The sequence below is a fragment of the Paenibacillus sp. J22TS3 genome (assembly GCF_018403205.1).
GTDB lineage: Bacteria > Bacillota > Bacilli > Paenibacillales > Paenibacillaceae > Fontibacillus > Fontibacillus tuaregi.
In genome coordinates this window covers 1,041,129-1,058,218 of the sequence record NZ_BOSF01000001.1, presented here as the reverse complement: position 1 = coordinate 1,058,218, position 17,090 = coordinate 1,041,129, and the positions used below count along the sequence as shown (strand labels likewise).

General features: G+C 44.2%; 14 protein-coding genes and 1 pseudogene. 11 read left to right on the top strand and 4 right to left on the bottom strand.

Annotation, left to right across the window (positions count from 1 at the left end):
- Positions 1-226 precede the first annotated feature (226 nt).
- The 6 genes and pseudogenes from sigK to darG all read left to right on the top strand — a co-directional run bounded on the left by sigK (position 227) and on the right by darG (position 4,372).
- Positions 227-928 carry an RNA polymerase sporulation sigma factor SigK gene (sigK, locus tag KJS63_RS04790; RefSeq protein WP_068616045.1) on the top strand — a complete coding sequence of 234 codons (702 nt, stop codon included), beginning with the start codon at positions 227-229 and terminating at the stop codon, positions 926-928.
- A 199-nt stretch (positions 929-1,127) separates the two neighbouring features.
- Positions 1,128-1,307, top strand: coding sequence for a hypothetical protein (locus KJS63_RS04785; RefSeq protein ID WP_213618137.1), 180 nt, complete (start codon positions 1,128-1,130; stop codon positions 1,305-1,307).
- Positions 1,300-1,905, top strand: a complete 606-nt coding sequence (locus tag KJS63_RS04780; RefSeq protein ID WP_213618136.1) for an ATPase — start codon at positions 1,300-1,302, stop codon at positions 1,903-1,905. The genes KJS63_RS04785 and KJS63_RS04780 overlap by 8 nt, the downstream gene beginning before the upstream one ends.
- A 3-nt stretch (positions 1,906-1,908) precedes the next feature.
- Positions 1,909-2,121, top strand: a pseudogene (locus tag KJS63_RS04775) (sigma factor); the annotation flags it as partial.
- A 571-nt stretch (positions 2,122-2,692) separates the two neighbouring features.
- Entirely contained in the window at positions 2,693-3,328 is a 636-nt protein-coding gene (gene darT / locus KJS63_RS04770) for a type II toxin-antitoxin system toxin DNA ADP-ribosyl transferase DarT (protein ID WP_213618135.1), read from the top strand.
- A 12-nt stretch (positions 3,329-3,340) separates the two neighbouring features.
- Complete coding sequence (gene darG, locus KJS63_RS04765; protein WP_213618134.1) at positions 3,341-4,372, top strand: type II toxin-antitoxin system antitoxin DNA ADP-ribosyl glycohydrolase DarG; 1,032 nt, start codon at positions 3,341-3,343, stop codon at positions 4,370-4,372.
- Positions 4,373-4,425: 53 nt separating this feature from the next.
- On the opposite strand, the gene KJS63_RS04760 is transcribed toward darG, so the two are convergent.
- The 4 genes from KJS63_RS04760 to KJS63_RS04745 all read right to left on the bottom strand — a co-directional run bounded on the left by KJS63_RS04760 (position 4,426) and on the right by KJS63_RS04745 (position 8,335).
- Positions 4,426-5,352 (bottom strand): tyrosine-type recombinase/integrase, encoded by a 927-nt coding sequence (locus KJS63_RS04760; RefSeq protein WP_213618133.1) that lies wholly within the window; start codon positions 5,350-5,352, stop codon positions 4,426-4,428.
- 12 nt (positions 5,353-5,364) lie between these two features.
- Positions 5,365-6,459, bottom strand: a complete 1,095-nt coding sequence (locus KJS63_RS04755; RefSeq protein WP_213618132.1) for a tyrosine-type recombinase/integrase — start codon at positions 6,457-6,459, stop codon at positions 5,365-5,367.
- A 4-nt stretch (positions 6,460-6,463) separates the two neighbouring features.
- Positions 6,464-7,990 carry a tyrosine-type recombinase/integrase gene (locus tag KJS63_RS04750; protein WP_213618131.1) on the bottom strand — a complete coding sequence of 509 codons (1,527 nt, stop codon included), beginning with the start codon at positions 7,988-7,990 and terminating at the stop codon, positions 6,464-6,466.
- Positions 7,991-8,182: 192 nt separating this feature from the next.
- Positions 8,183-8,335, bottom strand: coding sequence for a hypothetical protein (locus tag KJS63_RS04745; RefSeq protein ID WP_213618130.1), 153 nt, complete (start codon positions 8,333-8,335; stop codon positions 8,183-8,185).
- Between the two features lie 333 nt (positions 8,336-8,668).
- On the opposite strand from KJS63_RS04745, the gene KJS63_RS04740 reads away from it, so the two are divergent.
- The 5 genes from KJS63_RS04740 to KJS63_RS04720 all read left to right on the top strand — a co-directional run bounded on the left by KJS63_RS04740 (position 8,669) and on the right by KJS63_RS04720 (position 17,050).
- Positions 8,669-8,962 carry an HIRAN domain-containing protein gene (locus KJS63_RS04740; RefSeq protein WP_213618129.1) on the top strand — a complete coding sequence of 98 codons (294 nt, stop codon included), beginning with the start codon at positions 8,669-8,671 and terminating at the stop codon, positions 8,960-8,962.
- Positions 8,963-9,099: 137 nt separating this feature from the next.
- On the top strand, positions 9,100-10,053 hold the full coding sequence (locus KJS63_RS04735; RefSeq protein ID WP_213618128.1) for a helix-turn-helix transcriptional regulator: 954 nt from the start codon (positions 9,100-9,102) through the stop codon (positions 10,051-10,053).
- 38 nt (positions 10,054-10,091) lie between these two features.
- Positions 10,092-13,052 (top strand): PD-(D/E)XK nuclease family protein, encoded by a 2,961-nt coding sequence (locus tag KJS63_RS04730; protein ID WP_213618127.1) that lies wholly within the window; start codon positions 10,092-10,094, stop codon positions 13,050-13,052.
- Positions 13,045-16,347, top strand: coding sequence for a UvrD-helicase domain-containing protein (locus tag KJS63_RS04725; protein ID WP_213618126.1), 3,303 nt, complete (start codon positions 13,045-13,047; stop codon positions 16,345-16,347). Before KJS63_RS04730 ends, KJS63_RS04725 begins: the two co-directional genes overlap by 8 nt.
- Positions 16,348-16,372: 25 nt before the next feature.
- On the top strand, positions 16,373-17,050 hold the full coding sequence (locus KJS63_RS04720; protein WP_213618125.1) for a DUF6946 family protein: 678 nt from the start codon (positions 16,373-16,375) through the stop codon (positions 17,048-17,050).
- Positions 17,051-17,090: the final 40 nt, after the last annotated feature.

Genomic DNA, 17,090 nt, shown 5'->3' with positions numbered 1-17,090 from the left:
ATCAGGGATTCGCGGAGATCGTAAAGTTATCTCGGCTTTTGAAGTGCAGGGAAGCTGTTTAGAAATAGGAAAACGCGTTGAAAGGGAATGCAGTCGAAAGGGAAAATGCAGCTGCGCCGGCACCGTTGCTTTTCTTTTTCCCCGTACAGGCACGACTGGGCGGCCGCCCACATACAATGAAGTGACCCCATAGAGGTTGCATGCATTTATGCAGGAGGTGGCACCATTGCCCGGATTGTTTACCGCAATTGCTTTATTCATCAAACAGTTGAGCTTGCTCGTGTCTTATGTCAAGAATAATGCTTTTCCACAGCCGTTAACCGAGGAAGAGGAAGCGAAGCATCTCCAGCGTATGGCAGAGGGAGATCCCGTCAGCCGCAACATTCTGATTGAGCATAACCTCAGGCTTGTAGCCCATATTGTCAAAAAATTCGATAACACCGGTGAAGATCTGGAGGATCTGATCTCCATTGGTACAATCGGCCTGATTAAAGCCATTGAGAGCTTTCGGCTCGGTAAAGGAACCAAGCTGGCCACGTTCGCGGCTCGTTGTATAGAAAATGAGATTCTTATGCATTTGCGTTCTTTGAAGAAGACAAGGAAGGATGTCTCTTTGCATGATCCGATTGGAACGGATAAGGAAGGCAATGAAATCACCCTGATCGATATCCTCGGTTCCGAGAATGATGACGTGGTAGAACGGGTGCAGCTTAAGATGGAGAAAAGCAAGATCTACCAGAACCTCGATATTCTAGATGAGCGGGAGCAGGAAGTGATTCGGGGAAGATTCGGCCTCGATCAAGGCGGTGAGGAGCGGACCCAGCGTGAGATTGCCAAGGAGCTGGGCATCAGCCGGAGTTATGTGTCGCGGATTGAGAAGCGGGCGCTGATGAAGCTGTATCATGAGTTTTATAAAACGAAGCGTTAAATATGATATGTTAAATAAATCCCCTGCAGGAGTGAGAGATCAATGTCTCAATCCCGCAGGGGATTTTTTTTGTGGAACAAACACTAGTAATCATCGTACAGGCTAATTAGTTGTATGATGCAAACAGACTTAAGCAAAATTAAAGTGTTGTACTATGGTATACTCGAACTAAATATATAAAAATGAGGTGATTGTATAAATGAAGAATCTTACGCAGGACCTTGCTAAATTAATTCGTTTAACGGGTGATCGTGCGAAATTGGATGCTAAAGCAAATGGGACATATATCGTATACAAAACAGCCAAAGGGCAGATTGTTAAAGAATATAGTACGGGTCAAATTGAGGAGATAAAGGAACAGGAATTAAGTCATGAATGAGCCAGTTGCAACCATGTTTGTATTTGCAGGTAATAACGGAAGTGGTAAGAGTACGATTCGCAACTTGATTGTTGACAGGCTTGGGGTTAGCGTAAATATTGATCCAGATGCATTAGCTCGCAAAATGAATGGTCAACTTCCTGAAAAGAATAAAATATCTGCTGGAAAAGCAGCCATAAGAATAGCCAGAGAATGTATCCGGAATAGATGGGACTTCACTGTGGAGACGACCCTGGCAGGTGGAAATGTCATCAGGCAGATGCAAGACGCAAAGGAACAAGGTTTCGAAATTATTATGTTTTATGTTGGGTTAGGAGATGTCAGGCTTAATATTGAGCGTGTTGCTACACGTGTGAGAAACGGGGGACATCATATTGAAAGCGAGGATATTATTAGACGCCATGTAACGAGTATGAATAATTTACTGACTCACTTGGACCAAATAGATCAATTGATCGTTATAGATAATAGTAACACTGATGGTGAAATCATTCTTGAAGCTAATAACAGTGGAGTGAAATATTACTCAGTTGAATTGCCAGAATGGGTACAAATTATTGATCAACAACTACAGAGCAGGGGGGAAACGAAAAAATAAACCATTTCGGATCGGGAGCGATCGGATTTGGTTTATTTTTTTACATCGTTTCTTGTCCACAACCTCAAAAAATTCGATAATACCGGTGAAGATCTGGAGGATCTGATCTCCATTGGTACAATCGGCCTGATCAAAGCCATTGAGAGCTTCCGGCTCGGTAAAGGAACCAAGCTGGCCACGTTCGCGGCTCGTTGTATAGAAAATGAGATTCTAATGTCATAAGTGAGCATTATGTTTCAGCCCTCATTTATTAAGCCACATCAGAGCATGTGGCTTTTTACATGTACTGAAAAGGATCAAGGATCTTGATTCAAATGAAATTTATAAGCGTGGCTTTTGAGTAATGAGTATAATAAATTCACATCAAAGTAAATTTAGGGATGTGTGAGGTGAACGTAGTTGAAGAGTGAGGAATTTCGCAATGATTTAAAGAATTCTTTAACATTTACAATAAGTAAAGAAATCATGAAAAGAATTAATCAATGGGACCAATGTAAAGCAGTTGACGTAAGTGGGGCAAAGTTCGCATTTACTTTTATCCCCTCGGGCTTGGGCACATATCTGATTATTAAATGTGATGTGTGTCAACGTGAACTACATATTTCTGATGACATGGAGTAAGTCTGAGCTAAATTCTTCGAATAACATCATGCTCTGTAGATTTTTGACTTGCTTAAATCATATGGATATAATTAATACGAACGTACATTCTGTTGTTGCATGGGAGGAAATTTATATCTTTTGTCGAAATAACACTCTAACGTGATTAGACTTGGAGTGTAGCGAAATGGTACCGAATCCAACATTTATTTACCATATAACGAGTATTGAGAATCTACATTCGATTCTTAGCAATAATGGTCTCGTTTGCATTAATCAATTACATAACGAGGGAAGCTCTTTCGTAAATATCGCTTATGAGCAAATTCAATCTAGACGCTCGGAAAAACAGGTTCCTTTGCCTCCGTTCGGTAATTTACACGATTATGTTCCTTTTTACTTTGCGCCGCGATCACCTATGCTGTATACAATTAATCAAGGGAATGTGCCGCAGTATCAAGGTGGGCAAAAACAAATTATATATCTTGTATCAACCATACAACAAGTGCTATCTGAGAAAATCCCGTTTGTATTTACAGATGGGCATGCGATCATTAACTATTCCGAATTTTATAATGATCCAGCCGATTTGAAACAAATTGATTGGGGAATAATGAATTCCCGCTATTGGAATGATACTACAGAATATCCTGACAGGAAACGGAAACGTCAAGCGGAATTCCTGGCTTTTAAGTTTTTTCCGATTGACTCAGTGCTTGAAATTGGTGTAATTAATGACACCTTGCAGGACCAGGCACATAAGATCTTACAAAGTAACACAATTAATATACCCGTGAAGGTACGTAGAGAATGGTATTACTAAGGTGGTGAGATTGTGATTGAATATAAAAAAGGTAACTTGTTGGAATCCGGGGCCGAGGCTTTAGTAAACACAGTGAATTGTGTAGGAGTAATGGGGAAGGGGATAGCACTTCAATTTAAACAGGCCTATCCTGGTAATTTTAAAGAGTACGAAAAAGCGTGCAAAAACAATTTGGTAATGCCAGGTAAAATGTTTATTGTTGATACCGGGTCTATATTTAATCCTCGTTACATCATTAACTTTCCAACAAAGCGTCATTGGAAAGGGAAGTCAAAAATTGAAGACATACAGTCTGGATTAATCGATTTTGTTGAGAAAATTCGAGAGTATGGAATCAGATCAGTCGCAATCCCTCCTTTAGGCTGTGGTAATGGCGGTTTGGATTGGGGAGACGTACGGCCACTAATTGAGGAAGCGGCATTGAAGGTCCCTGAGGTTTTATTTATGGTGTATCCACCTATTGGAAGTCCAGAGCCTGATAAAATGCGTGTTGGAACCGAAAAGCCGAAGTTAACTCGTGCTAGAGCCTTGCTTATAATGCTAATGAATCTCTATGCTGCACCGGGCTACAAACTGTCAATGTTGGAAATACAGAAACTTGCTTACTTTTTGCAAGAGAGTGGAGAGGATTTAAAGCTAAGATTTGTTAAAGCTCAGTTTGGACCGTATGCTGACAATTTAAATCATGTTCTTCAAAGACTTGAAGGGCATTATATACGGGGATATGGAGATCGAAATCGGGATGCGGAGATTTATCTTTTATCTGAAGTAACAAGGGAAGCTGAAGGCTTTCTGAGTCAATTAAATGATGGGAGCACGGAAAAAAGGCTTCAGCATACCAAACAAATAATTGAAGGTTACGAAACCCCATACGGACTTGAATTGCTAGCTACGACCGATTGGATTATTAAGCATTTTCCTGATTCCAGAGATAATGTGAAGATTGCGATTGATCATTTTAAAGCCTGGAATGAAAGGAAGAAGAATGTCTTTAAAGATACACATATCGAGATGGCTTGGAGACATTTAACTGCCATAGATTAATCCTACAAACGATATGAATGCCCTGTCCAATTTTGCATTGGAAGGGCATTTTTTTAATCCTCGTCCAATATCAAACTATCCGAAATAGAGAGGTACTCCAAAGTGGTACCTAACAACTCATGCCTTAATTGTTGTTGAATTGCTCTCAAGTTTGCACCACTTTTAAGCATCAGAAATCCGGTAGTTCTTCTGAGATCATGGGGAATGACCCTTCTATTAATCCCGGCTTTTTCTGATATAGATCTGACTATAGATACCAATTGATTATTATAGAGTTTACGTTTTTTTCTTGAGAATACATATGGACTAAAATCTTCTTCAATGGTCTCCTTATATTGTTTGAAGTGTTTCAGTTCGTTTGCTAGGAACCCAGGAATGGCGATCCCCTTAGCATTTGTTTTTTGACCTTTGTTTACGATCACCATATTATTTTGAAAGTTGATCTGCTCAAATGAAAGGCAACATATTTCATTGTTTCTAAGTCCGGTTGTAATGGCTGTCCAAATCAACAGATAGTAATATTTGGAGAATGGCTCCTCTAGAAGGGCTGCTTTCAGGAGGTCTTTACACTCAATCTCAGTCAAGAAATTAATATTTATATTTCGTTCATAATATTTGTTTGTATAATGGGCCATGGGGTTGTGGCTTATCATATTTACTCGATCAAGAAAGTTGAAAAAGCTCTTTAATGAACTAATTTTATTGTAAATGGTTTTGTTTGAAAGCCCTGGATTGGATGATATAAGATACTGAATAAATTGATCAATGAACGATTTGTTAATCGGTTCAAAATCATTTGATTCAACATAATATGTGAATCGGTCAAAATCTAGATTGCCTTCGAAACCGTTCTCCAAAAGAAATTCCTGAAGTGTGGCGAGAACCTTTTTGGTTGCTGAGCATGCTGGTTTCTTTAAGCCAGAGTGTTCACTCCAAGTTTTAAAATAAATTGAGTCGAATACAATTCCAGAGGGCGTCATTCCGTCTCCACCTCAATCAAATAAATTTGCCGCTAACGAGCGAGCGAAAGGATGTTTTTCGATTGCCTGTAGAAGCATGCTGTTAAAAAGTTGCAAATAAATGGTTGTTGTTTTTAATGATTTATGGCCAAGGAGTTTCGAAATACTGACAAGATCCACGCCCTCTTCTAAAGCGAACAATGCGAAAGAATGACGTAAAGAATGGACAGATAATCGCTCTTTCTCTTCTGGAGAAATGGTCTGTGCCTCAGAAATTAACCCATCTAACATCTTTTGGACTGTACTATCACTGATAGGGGTAACTCCCTTATCCGTTGAAAAAACATACAAATCAGTATAATTAGGCTGACTCTTAAGTGACCCGTATTTAAAACTTACATATTTTCTAAGAAGTTCTAATGATGTAGCTGTAATCCGCCGAGGAAGTTTTTGAAGCTTTTTCCCCTTAACACGAACTTTTATATTCTGTGAATTATAGCAAATATCCCCGATTTGAAGTTGGGTCAACTCGTTAAGGCGAATACCGCTGCCAAGAAAAGTCCATAAGATGACAAAGTTTCTAAAACCATCGTTGGTCAGCCGCGATAAGTTTATAATTTCCTCTACTTGTTCTTTCGTAAAAGCCTTTGGAAGATCTTCATCAAACTCAACGTCAACTATCAAGGTTTCCTTGATCTTTTTAATATCTATTTCAAAGAATCGTGTGAAGGTAACAGTGAAAAAGTCCCTTAAAAATGAAGCTTTTTTTGATCGCGTATTTTGGGTTTTAACTGGCTTAAGGTAATCAAGTAGTACTTTGGGATTCTTCTCAAATGAAAGCAAAGATGGAGTTTCCGGCAGCGAATCGACAAATGAAACAAACTGGTTCAATTCAGAACGATATGTCTTTTGAGTAGCTTCACTCTTTCGTCCGAATTCAGAGCTTTGTAAGTACCAATTTACGGCTTCCTCAAACGTTACATCTTTCCGTTCCTTTGGTTCTTCAACGAAAATAAGATTGCTTCTTTCTAAAGCTTGTCTCATATGATCATGACTGTTGGTCGCAGCAAGTTTTTGCAAGTGGACCATCAGATTAGCGACAGGTGAGTTACCTTCTACCTTGAACATGAAATCATCTCCATATAGAATCGATTTTTTGCATTGCATCATTAAGTTCTTGATTTTGCCTATGTAAATATTTTGAGGTCGTGTCAAGTCTGGTATGTCGAGCTAGACGTTTGATGATTTGCGGATGTACGTTTTTTCTAAGACTCAGTTTAGTGATAAATGTGTGCCTGAACAAATGAAGACCTCCGGGGAATGTCCAACCGGATATCAAAGAATATAACTTGTATTTATCTAACATTTTTCCGTATAAAACTTTTTTAGATTGTCTTCCCTTAAAGACAGATTTCTCGTCTGTACGAACTTTATATAGGGATTCTAAATATTGATGAAGCTTTTTCGGCAAGTGTAAGGGTACAGGTTTCCCAGCTTTGCCCTTACCCCGGATTTTGATTATCCTTGCTTGAAAATTAATATCTTCCCAATTTAGACGCTCGGCTTCACAGAATCGTAGTCCGAGATGCAGTAAGGATCCAAAAAAAGCTGTATCATACTCAGGATCATCCGAGTATCTAGCTATAGTATTGAAGAAATCTGATAATTGATCTTTATTGGGGATATCACGATGAAGATACCTCTGTGCTGATATTCCTCTTATTGAACCGATATTCTTTGGGATAATTCTGTTGTCATACAGATACTTAAAGAACGAAATCACACAGTAGAATTTATTGCTAACCGTTATTTCGCTGTAAAGGCCTTTTGAATGGCAACGTTTAAGGTAATTTTCAAACTCTAAAATATGGTCTCTTTCGATTAACCAAACAGGTATTGCATTCGGTGAGAAATCATTGAAACTAGCGTAATTGTTAACAAGCCAGTTTAAAAACAACATTACGTCGCGGTTAATATCCTTTATATATCCTCCGGAACGACCTTCTGATTGAATTTGGTCATTGAAGTTTTTCAAATATGGATGCAGTTCATGATCGGCTAGTTTAGAGAGGATCCTTTTGTTTTGCTTGACTATATTGAATCTTCTTCCTGGGAAGTACAATTTAGCGATTCGGATGAGAAAAGATTTCTTTATGTCTGAATTGACGTTACTCAGACAAAGCTGAAAGTTAATTTCTGTAATATCAAAGTCATCAAGCTGCCAAATTGGCTTTTTAATGTAGGTTGAGATATTCTGTTGGAATTCCATTGCTTCTTCGTAGAAATTATAAAGTTCGATCGGTGTCTTTTGTGTCTGGATCCGTTTCAAAATTAATTTCACTTTATCCAATTTGATGTTAGGCTGAACTTTTTGTTCCCACAACCACTCTGAAATGCTTTTTTTAGGGTGGGGGGCAGCAGTTAATTCGTTGTACCCATAATCAAATAGTGTATCCATAAGATTCCTCACTTTGCTCTTACTAACGTCCCAAATGACGTCAGTTGTAAGATGCACATCGTGAGGATTTTTTATTCCATTTATAAATTCTTCTGTGGAAGAAGCATTCCACAGAAATAATTCTGTTCCTTTCCACAGTTCGTTTTGTGGCTTCTGGTTGCTAATTAATTCATTAATTGCGTTTTTGGAATCTTTATCCATGTCGAGACCTCCTTAATTTGATTTCAAAAAGCTAATAAGACTGAGGTGAGAAAGTGGCAAAGGTAGTACCAACCAAAATTAGAGTCATTTATGGGGATAATCATAAACAGTCACTCTTGTCAGCAATCGAAATCTTGAAGTCGAAAGCTACTGTCGAGATTACCGATTCGAAAATGGGTAACAACAATGCTATTAACGTTTTGAAACATGATTAGCTTTTGAAGTATTCATTCCACTTGTTTTTGATTCTTTACTTGCAGCAAGAGCCCGAATTGCAGATTGAACATTATGTTGAAAATGATTGCCTTTAAAACACTTGATTACCTTAGGTGAAACAAGCCCCATAAACATTACCTCTTTCAAAAAGGCATAGAAAAACAAAAAAGGGACCCAAAATACCACAGTTACCTGTGGAAACATTGGATCCCTTTCGCGTATGCCAGAGACTTATATTCATTAACAGTTGAACTATTAAGAATTCAGCAGAGGAATTCTCCGCGATACCTGTATAACAGGGGAAAATTCTGCCTATGACTCTGCCTATGTTTCATACTATAAAAGATAGTAGGACTTGTTGTCAATGCCCCCACGTTAAAAAAAATAGAACGTACATTCGCTGACAATCTCTTGTCTCTTTGATTCGTCATAATGGAGGAAAGACATACGGGAGTGATTACAGTGGAACAACCGATCTATATCGCCATCACAGGTACGCAGCATTACTACGGAGCAGCATTTCTAAAGCCGGGTCAAATCGTTCACTTAATCAAAGACCCGGATAATCCCCATGATCATGAAGCAATTAAAGTGGATATGCTCCCATTAGGCAAAATCGGCTATGTCGCCAACAGCCCACATACAGTACCGAAAGGATGCCGCAGTGCGGCCGTATTTATGATAGGTTTGAGCATCATGTTTGCGGCATGGTGCGATTTGTCGTTAAGGATACGGCAATTGTTGAACTTACGCTGAGCCTAGAGGAAGTGTACATCATTAAAACGACAGAGAACGTTGCGTTTTCTCCTTGTAGGCAGGAAGAACTAGGTAAAAAGTAGAATTCCAATTATGATAAGGATTTACATTACATACGCCAAGATAGGAGATATCGCATGACGGATAAAGTAATACGACTCTTTAAAATGCTACTTGCCATTCAAGCCAATCCGGGGATTTCAGCCAAAGAGCTGGCAGATAAATGTGAGACAACGGATCGAACGATTTACAGAGACTTGAGGATATTGGATTTAATCGCACCGATCACGAACGAGGGGTATGGGAAAGGGTACCGTTTTGTCGGTAATTTCGCCATGTATCCGCTGAATTTCACGGAACAGGAAGCGTTGGTATTTTCTGTCCTGCCTTCCGTGTTGGACACCAGCAAACTGCCTCCAGGCTTTGAATCCGCCTACGACAAGGTGATGGCTACGCATGTGAAAGAAACCCGGAAGCGGTACGATACATTGGAAAATGTCGCGGACATGATCCAAATGGGCACCCCGGCTTATCGGGAGAACAATGCCAACTTTTTGCTGCCCATCATGGAAGCGATTATCGCCTGCAAGACGATCAGGGCTGTTTATCATACCCAGAGCCGGAATGAATTGACGGAGCGCGAAATTGATCCGTACTACCTGGTTCCAAGGGATCAGCGGTTTTATTTGATCGGTTATTGTCGTGCCAAGCGGGAGATTCGCACATTTCGAATCAGCCGTTTCCGGCATGTAGAGCTGACAGGAAATCATTTTGACAAGGGCGATTTCAGCATCACGCAGTACATGAAGCACACTTGGTCCATAGAACGCGGGGATTCCTTAATCACCTTCAAGATTAAATTCCATCCCGATGTCGCCCGCTATGTAAAGGAAGAAGAATTGTTCGTGAGACCGAAGATGACCGATCTGCCAGACGGCAGCTTATTATTTGAAGTAACCGTCAACCACGAGCGCGAATTTATGAACTGGGTGGTTCAGTACGGACCTTCGGCGGAGATCCTAGAACCTGCATCTGTGCGGGAAAAGTTTAAGGAACAGCTGCAGCGTTGGGGACAGTTGTATGGGCAGTAAGTGCAAATGTGCGTTTAACCGAAAGGAAGGTGTCCCTTGTGAAAGTAGAAGGCACATTTCTAGAACGTTTATATGATGCAATCCGTAAAGAGCCTTTTCGCCGCAAGATTGTGATCGCTCCTTCCTACATGGAAGGACAGTCTTGGTTGATGCGAATATGTCGGGAATTAGGACCGGTAATGAACACGGAGATCCATACGGTTCAATCCTTTGTTAGAAGCGAGGTTGAGTTCTCCCTGTATAAACAAGGGGTGACCTTAATCGGGGATCAGCGGTCCTTTTGGATTGTACATCATATTATGGAACAAATTGCTTCCGATGTGGATACTTACATCTCCATGGATCAAGTAAAGCCTGGTATTGTGATGCATGTTCACCAAGCCATTATGGATTTACGCCGTGCCGGGGTAAAAGCAGAAGAACTGCGTAGGGATCAACTTTTGAGCCAGCAGAAAGGCATCTATGTCAAAAAGGTGCTGTCAGCGTATGAGCGCTTTCTGAATCAGCGGCGCTGGACCGATTTCCCCGGCCTTTTGCCGTATATATCAACCCAATTGCCGGAAAACGTGGAGCTTTTTCTGCCAGACCCTATGCCGCTTCCACCGGTTTTCGCCTGGATGATGGAGCGGTTGTCAAACGGACGGATGACAAGGATTGTAGCGGATTCTTCCTTCACTGACGTCCAATCCACATTGCCGTTCGGAGAGGTTCAGTTCTATCATGCGACCGGAAGGATGGCGGAGGTTCGCGAAGCATTGAGACGAATTATTCAGGGCCGGATGCCATTGGATGAAGTGGAGATGATCGTCCCGGATGAAGAATATACGCTGGCCATTTCGACCATGTGTGCTTCTCTGGGTCTTTCTTGTTCCTTCGCAGACGGGCTGCCTGCGATTACATCCGGAATGGGAAGAGCCGCCCATTTCCTGCTGAACTGGCTGGAGTCCGGTTATCAGGTGCGGCCGCTCGTATCGATGCTGCAGCAGCAATTGATTACGTTCTCCGAACGTGAGCAAGGAATAACGAATGCGGATTGTATTCGAGCTCTGGAGAAAAGCGGAATCGGCTGGGGGAAAGAACGGTATCTCAAGTTGCTGGGGTCAGGGGATGTCCGGCTCCAAGGGGATTCAGATGAAAGACCCGAAGAACGGGAACGAAAGGAACAACGTCGGGATGACGAGATCAAGAAGCATTTGACAAACCTCCTTGGAGAATTGTTTCCAGACGAAGAGGCGCTCTCCTCTCCTAAGGGAATCTGGGGATGGCTCGTGAACGTCTTGGATCGAGTTGGTGTCTCTGGAACGGAAGAAGATGCGATCGTCCTGCAAGAAATGAGAGGTATCGCTAATGAACTGCAGGAATGTCCTGTTCCGGACTTGATGCCATTTCAGCAAATGCTCTTGTATGCCCGAGACATGCTGCAGGAACTTCGAGTCGGGGTGCAGCGGTTACCCAAGCCCGGATCCCTGTACATATCGAGTTTGCCGAACGGGGGGATCAGCGGGAGGAAACAGACGTTTCTTCTCGGGATGGATGAACATTCGTGGTCCGGGAATATCAGGCAAAATCCCATGCTTCTCGATGAAGAGTGCAGACGGATCGGTGCCGGGCTTCAAACAGCCGTGCAGAGACAAAGAGATCGGCAACGCCTTCGTGATGGTCGGCTTGGGATGATTAGCGGCAACATCACATGCAGCTTCTCGTCGTATGACTTGGCAGAAGGAGCGACAGCAAGCCCGGCTTTTCAACTTCTACAGGTCTTCCGGAAAGTATCCGGAGAACCGAATGCGGACTATGAGATGCTGCACCGGAGCTTAGGCGAACCTGTCGGGTATTTGGATGTAGAACAGCCATCCTCTACTGAGCAAAATGGATTACCCTTAGACGGCTCTCATTACGTCTTCCGACAAATCCGTACGAATGTAAACCTTATGAAGGACCGGCAATCCTTCATCGAATCGGTCTATCCTTCGCTTCGTCAAGGCAGACTTGTACTCGAAGCGCGTGGCAGCTCGCAAGTGACGGAGCATGACGGATATATAGCGGGGGATGAATGGGCTGATTATTGGAAAGGCCGAGACGAACGGACGCTTAGCGCAAGTCAATTGGAGAAGTACGCGGAATGTCCGATGCGCTACTTTTTCCAATATGTGCTCAGGATTCGCGTGAAAGATCAGGTGACTTTTGATCGTACCTCCTGGTTGAAGCCGAATGAAAGAGGCTCGCTGCTGCACGAGGTTTATCGTCGTTATATGACGGAAGTCAGCGCAAATAAAATCATGCCTATTACACACGATCATGCCCGTTTGCTTCGTATTGCGGAGGAGACGATTCTCTTATATGCCGAGCGGATTCCGGCACCGAGCCCTCATGTGTTTAAGAGGGAGCGGCAAGCGATGCTCCGGGATATTGAAGTATTCTATCGCATGGAATTGCAGGCTAATACGGCCCCCCGGTTTTTCGAACAAGAGCTCATCGTAGACGGCCAGCCGTTGCATCTTGAGCTTGGCGAGGACATGGCGATTACGCTGCGCGGAATCGTCGACCGGATCGATCAAGTTGCGCCGCATCAATATCGAATTATTGACTATAAGACCGGCAGTCCTCGGCCTTACAAGGAAAATGGCATGTTCGCAGGCGGCACGCAGCTGCAACACGCGCTTTACGCAATGGGGACGGAGCTTTGGTTGCGGCAAACGGGTGTGGATTATGATGCAAAAGTGCTTGAAGCGTCTTACGTCTTTCCAAGCGAACGGGGGCACGGGCAAGTGATTGCGCGCTCGCAAACCGAACGTCATCGAGTTACCGAGGTGATCCGAGGAATCCTCTCGTCGATGGAACAGGGTCTGTTTATTCCAGCTTCAAATCCCGCGATCTGCCGGTATTGCGACTACGCGGCTGTATGCGGAGAGCACGCAGAACTGATGGCCGATAAGCGTAAGGACGAAGTGAACTCGGAGCTGCTGCACACGCTACTGGAGGTGGGGAACATTGAATGAAGCATCCGATCAACAAGCTAGAAAGAAGATATTAGAGGAACTGAGCACGACCTTTCTGGTTGAAGCCGGTGCAGGATCAGGCAAGACAACCAGCTTGGTCGGCCGATTGCTGGCGCTCATCGAGACCGGAACGGCTAAGATCGAGCAGATTGCGGCGATCACCTTTACGAATAAAGCGGCGGATGAGATGAAGGAGCGTTTCCGCATGGCTTTGGAGCGGAAATCGGCTGATGCTGAAGGCGAAACTAGAGGACGATTGGAAGAAGCTTTGGCGAATTTGGACCAAATCTTCATCGGAACGATCCATGCGTTCTGTTCCTCCATGCTTCGGGAGCGTCCGATTGAGGCCGGATTGGACCCTTCTTTCGAAGAAATGGATGATGAAACGAATCGTGCGTTCCACGATCAATGCTGGGACGAATATTTGATTCGGCTGCAGGAGGGAGATCCTGAAGCCCTGGCATCCTTTGGCGAGGTGGACATTGATGTAAGCATTCTTAAGAATGTCTATGATCGGGTATCCTTTTTTACGGACCTCCAAATCCCTTGCGACCCGGTCCAGCGTCCTGAATTCAACCTGATCCGTCTCTCGCTGCTTCCCATGATGGAAGAAGCAAGCCGATTTATGCCGACAGTTGAACCGGAGAAGGGCTGGGATAATCTTCAGGCCAAACTGCGTGCTGCTAATCGTATGCTGCGGTTGTCGGATGAGCAGGACGATATGCTGATGCTAACACTTGCGAAGATGTTTGACTTCAAACTGGATGTGAAGCAATACAAATGGACGGATAAGAAGCAAGCCAAAGCCATCTCCGAACGATTTCATGATTGGCAGATCACGGTCCTGTTCCCCTTTCTTCAATCGTGGCGGGAATATCTGTATCCGAAGGTCATTCAATTTGTCTTGCCTGCATTGGAGTATTGCAGAGAACGGCGATTGCAGGAAGGGAAGCTGAATTTTCAGGATCTTCTGATGAATGCATGCCGTCTGCTGCGTGATTACCCGGAGGTTCGAGCGTTTTTCGCCAGGCGCTACCAACGGGTAATGGTCGACGAATTTCAGGACACCGACCCGGTCCAAGCGGAAATGATGTTTCTCTTAACGGGGGCCTGGGATGATCCGAATGAACGGAATTGGCGGAAGCTTACTCCAAAGCCGGGTTCCTTGTTCCTCGTAGGAGACCCGAAACAGTCCATCTATCGTTTCCGCCGCGCGGATATTTCCATTTATAACGAGGTGAAATCGAGGATTCACGCATGTGGAGATGTTCTTCACTTGACCAGCAATTTCCGATCCGTCGATGCGATCGGCGATTTTGTGAATGGGCAATTTGTCGGCAAGCTTCCCGTTCGGGAAAGCGAGGTTCAAGCGGCGTATGTCCGGATGAAAACGAATATACCCAATCCCAAAGTAAGCAAGAAAGCGAACCATGGGATCTATGCGCTTACGTATCCGAAAATTCCGGGAGGCAAGGATGCAGTAGCGGCGGTTGACGCAGAGCGTATAGCCACAACTATTGCGTGGGCTTGTCGAGATGGGAATATGCACATTCAGGAGCGGGATGGCGAAGCTTGGGTGTATAGAGAGGCGCGGCCCAGTGATTTTCTGATTTTGACAAGAACAAGGCATTATTTGCACCTATACGCGGAGGAGTTGGAGAAGTGGGGCGTAGCCGCGGAAACGGTCGGAAGCTCCGCCTTATATCCCGAGCTTCATACACTTGGACAATTAGCTCTCTATCTGGCCGATCCGTCTGACCAAGTGGCGATGCTGAGCGTCTTGCGCGGGCCTTTATTCGGTATTAGCGACAAGGAACTGATAGCGTATCGTGCTCAAGGAAATGCATGGTCAATTTATCGGCTGCCGGAGGAAACAGAAGAACGGGGCAATCCAGTTACCGCTGCATTATGGAAATTGCGGCAATATGCCGGCTGGGTCAAGGAAATGCCTGCATGGGCAGCACTACACCGCATTATAGAGGACACCGGTCTTTTACCTTATTCTAGTATACAAGAAGCTGGTGCCAATCGTTCTGGAACTCTTCTCAAGATGCTGGAGCTCTTGCAGCGTGGCGCCTTGCTTGCATCGGATTGGCATGAACTGGCGCAGGCGATATCGGCCATTCGGGAGAGCAAAGGGATGGAAACTGCCAGTCTCTATACGGGCAAAGGTCAAGCGGTACGGATCATGAATGTGCATAAGGCAAAAGGCCTGGAAGCGCCTGTCGTGTTTCTCGCTTGTCCTTGCGGGGACAAGGATCATGACGCTGACCAGTTTGTTGATCGTTCGGAGACAGAGGCAGCGGGCTATTTTCTGATCCAACAATCGAAAGGATTTCAGAAAGAAACGATTGCCCAGCCGGTAGGTTGGGAATCGATGAGCGTGCGGGAACGAGCCTTCATGCATGCGGAGCGGGATCGTCTTCTCTATGTCGCGGCGACACGAGCAAAACAAATGTTGGTTGTCAGCCTCTACCCTGAGCAGCCGGCGAAATGCCCGTGGAGCTCGCTAGTGGGGGGGATGGATCATATCCGGGAGATAGATGTTCCGGAAGCGGATGTAGGGACTGAAGAAAGTGATGAGGAAATGGAGCGAGATATCGCATCAATCGATTTGGGGGCTTACTTGGCTCAGAGGGAGCAGGTGTTCCATCAGCTGAGCCAGCCTACTTACGCGGAAGCAACCGTTACCGGGCTGACGAAGAACTTGGCCGACACGCCGGAATGGTCAGCCACTGGGAGGGGCCAATCTTTCGGCAGCGTGATCCATAAGGGGCTTGAAGCAGTTGGAAAAGGTCTTCCGATGAGCGAATTGCCTGTATACGTTCAATACCTCTGCCAGACCGAAGGAGTATCAGAGAAGGACGCGACTGATGCCCTGCCTATTATTCATGAAGTTCTAGACAGTGAACTCTGGCAGCGTAGTCTGAGAGCGAAGCAGCGATTGTTTGAAATCCCGATTATGATGGTTCAAAGCAATGGGGAGACAATGTCTTATCCCGCAACCGAGCAAACGATGTCGGAAACAGCTGCCGTGGCATTGACGCATCAATCCAATAACGGCGGCAATCTCTTGGTGAAGGGTGTAATAGATTTCGCTTTCGAAGAGGATGATGGCTGGGTGATCGTCGACTTCAAAACCGATCAATTGGATGCGAGTAAATTAAAGCAGTTTGTCCGGTTCTATTCGCCACAGGTGCAGGCTTATGCTAAGGCTTGGTCGGAGACGTTCGGTTATCGGGTGAATGAAGCTGGATTGTATTTCGTTAGTTTGCGGAGGTTTGTATCGCTGTAGTTTTTCTGGCAGGAGGAAAGGCAATATGAAACATTTTTGTACCCAAACGAATGACTTAAATGTGTGGAGGAGCTTTCTCGCCGATCCGGAGAAGCAATGGAAGAAAGGGTATTCTGCCTACGAGCTAGCCCATTCGTGGGCCGCATGCGAGGGATTACCGTCTTCGATACGAGGCGTGTTCTCGAATACAGAATTTGAAAATATGAAAATTCTTTATGTATTTCCGGAACACCAAGTGTATTTGGATAATCAAAAGGCACCGTCTCAGAACGATCTTTTTGTGCTAGGCAAGGCAGAACGAGATTTGGTTGTTATCATGGTGGAAGGAAAAGTGGAAGAGCCTTTCGGAGAACTGGTGAAGGACTGGCTGGAGCAAGCGAGCGACGGCAAGAGAAAGAGGCTCGCTTTTCTTAGAGAAACCCTGCAGCTTGAGGATTCCGTAAATTTGGATTCCATTCGATATCAGCTGCTTCATCGTACCGCTTCGGCCTTGTTGGAAGCTATGAATCTGAATGCCAAGAAGGCAATCATGCTGGTTCACTCTTTTAGTCCGGCCTCCGCATGGCTAGAGGATTATTTAAATTTCGTCCGTTTATTCGGGTTGCAAGGCCGAACTAACGAACTCACCCCTTCTGTCCGCATTCATGAGGTTGAGCTATCCTTTGCGTGGGTAAGCGAGAAAGTAAACAATTCGCCATTGTAAACAACTATTACTTAAAATTGATAAAAAATCGCAAATTCTT

Bases quoted from the DNA above. Each gene is read 5' to 3' on its own strand.
- KJS63_RS04785 (WP_213618137.1), top strand. From the start codon at position 1,128: ATGAAGAATCTTACGCAGGACCTTGCTAAATTAATTCGTTTAACGGGT.
- KJS63_RS04780 (WP_213618136.1), top strand. From the start codon at position 1,300: ATGAATGAGCCAGTTGCAACCATGTTTGTATTTGCAGGTAATAACGGA.
- darT (WP_213618135.1), top strand. From the start codon at position 2,693: ATGGTACCGAATCCAACATTTATTTACCATATAACGAGTATTGAGAAT.
- KJS63_RS04760 (WP_213618133.1), bottom strand. From the start codon at position 5,352: ATGACGCCCTCTGGAATTGTATTCGACTCAATTTATTTTAAAACTTGG.
- KJS63_RS04755 (WP_213618132.1), bottom strand. From the start codon at position 6,459: ATGTTCAAGGTAGAAGGTAACTCACCTGTCGCTAATCTGATGGTCCAC.
- KJS63_RS04750 (WP_213618131.1), bottom strand. From the start codon at position 7,990: ATGGATAAAGATTCCAAAAACGCAATTAATGAATTAATTAGCAACCAG.
- KJS63_RS04745 (WP_213618130.1), bottom strand. From the start codon at position 8,335: ATGGGGCTTGTTTCACCTAAGGTAATCAAGTGTTTTAAAGGCAATCAT.
- KJS63_RS04735 (WP_213618128.1), top strand. From the start codon at position 9,100: ATGACGGATAAAGTAATACGACTCTTTAAAATGCTACTTGCCATTCAA.
- KJS63_RS04720 (WP_213618125.1), top strand. From the start codon at position 16,373: ATGAAACATTTTTGTACCCAAACGAATGACTTAAATGTGTGGAGGAGC.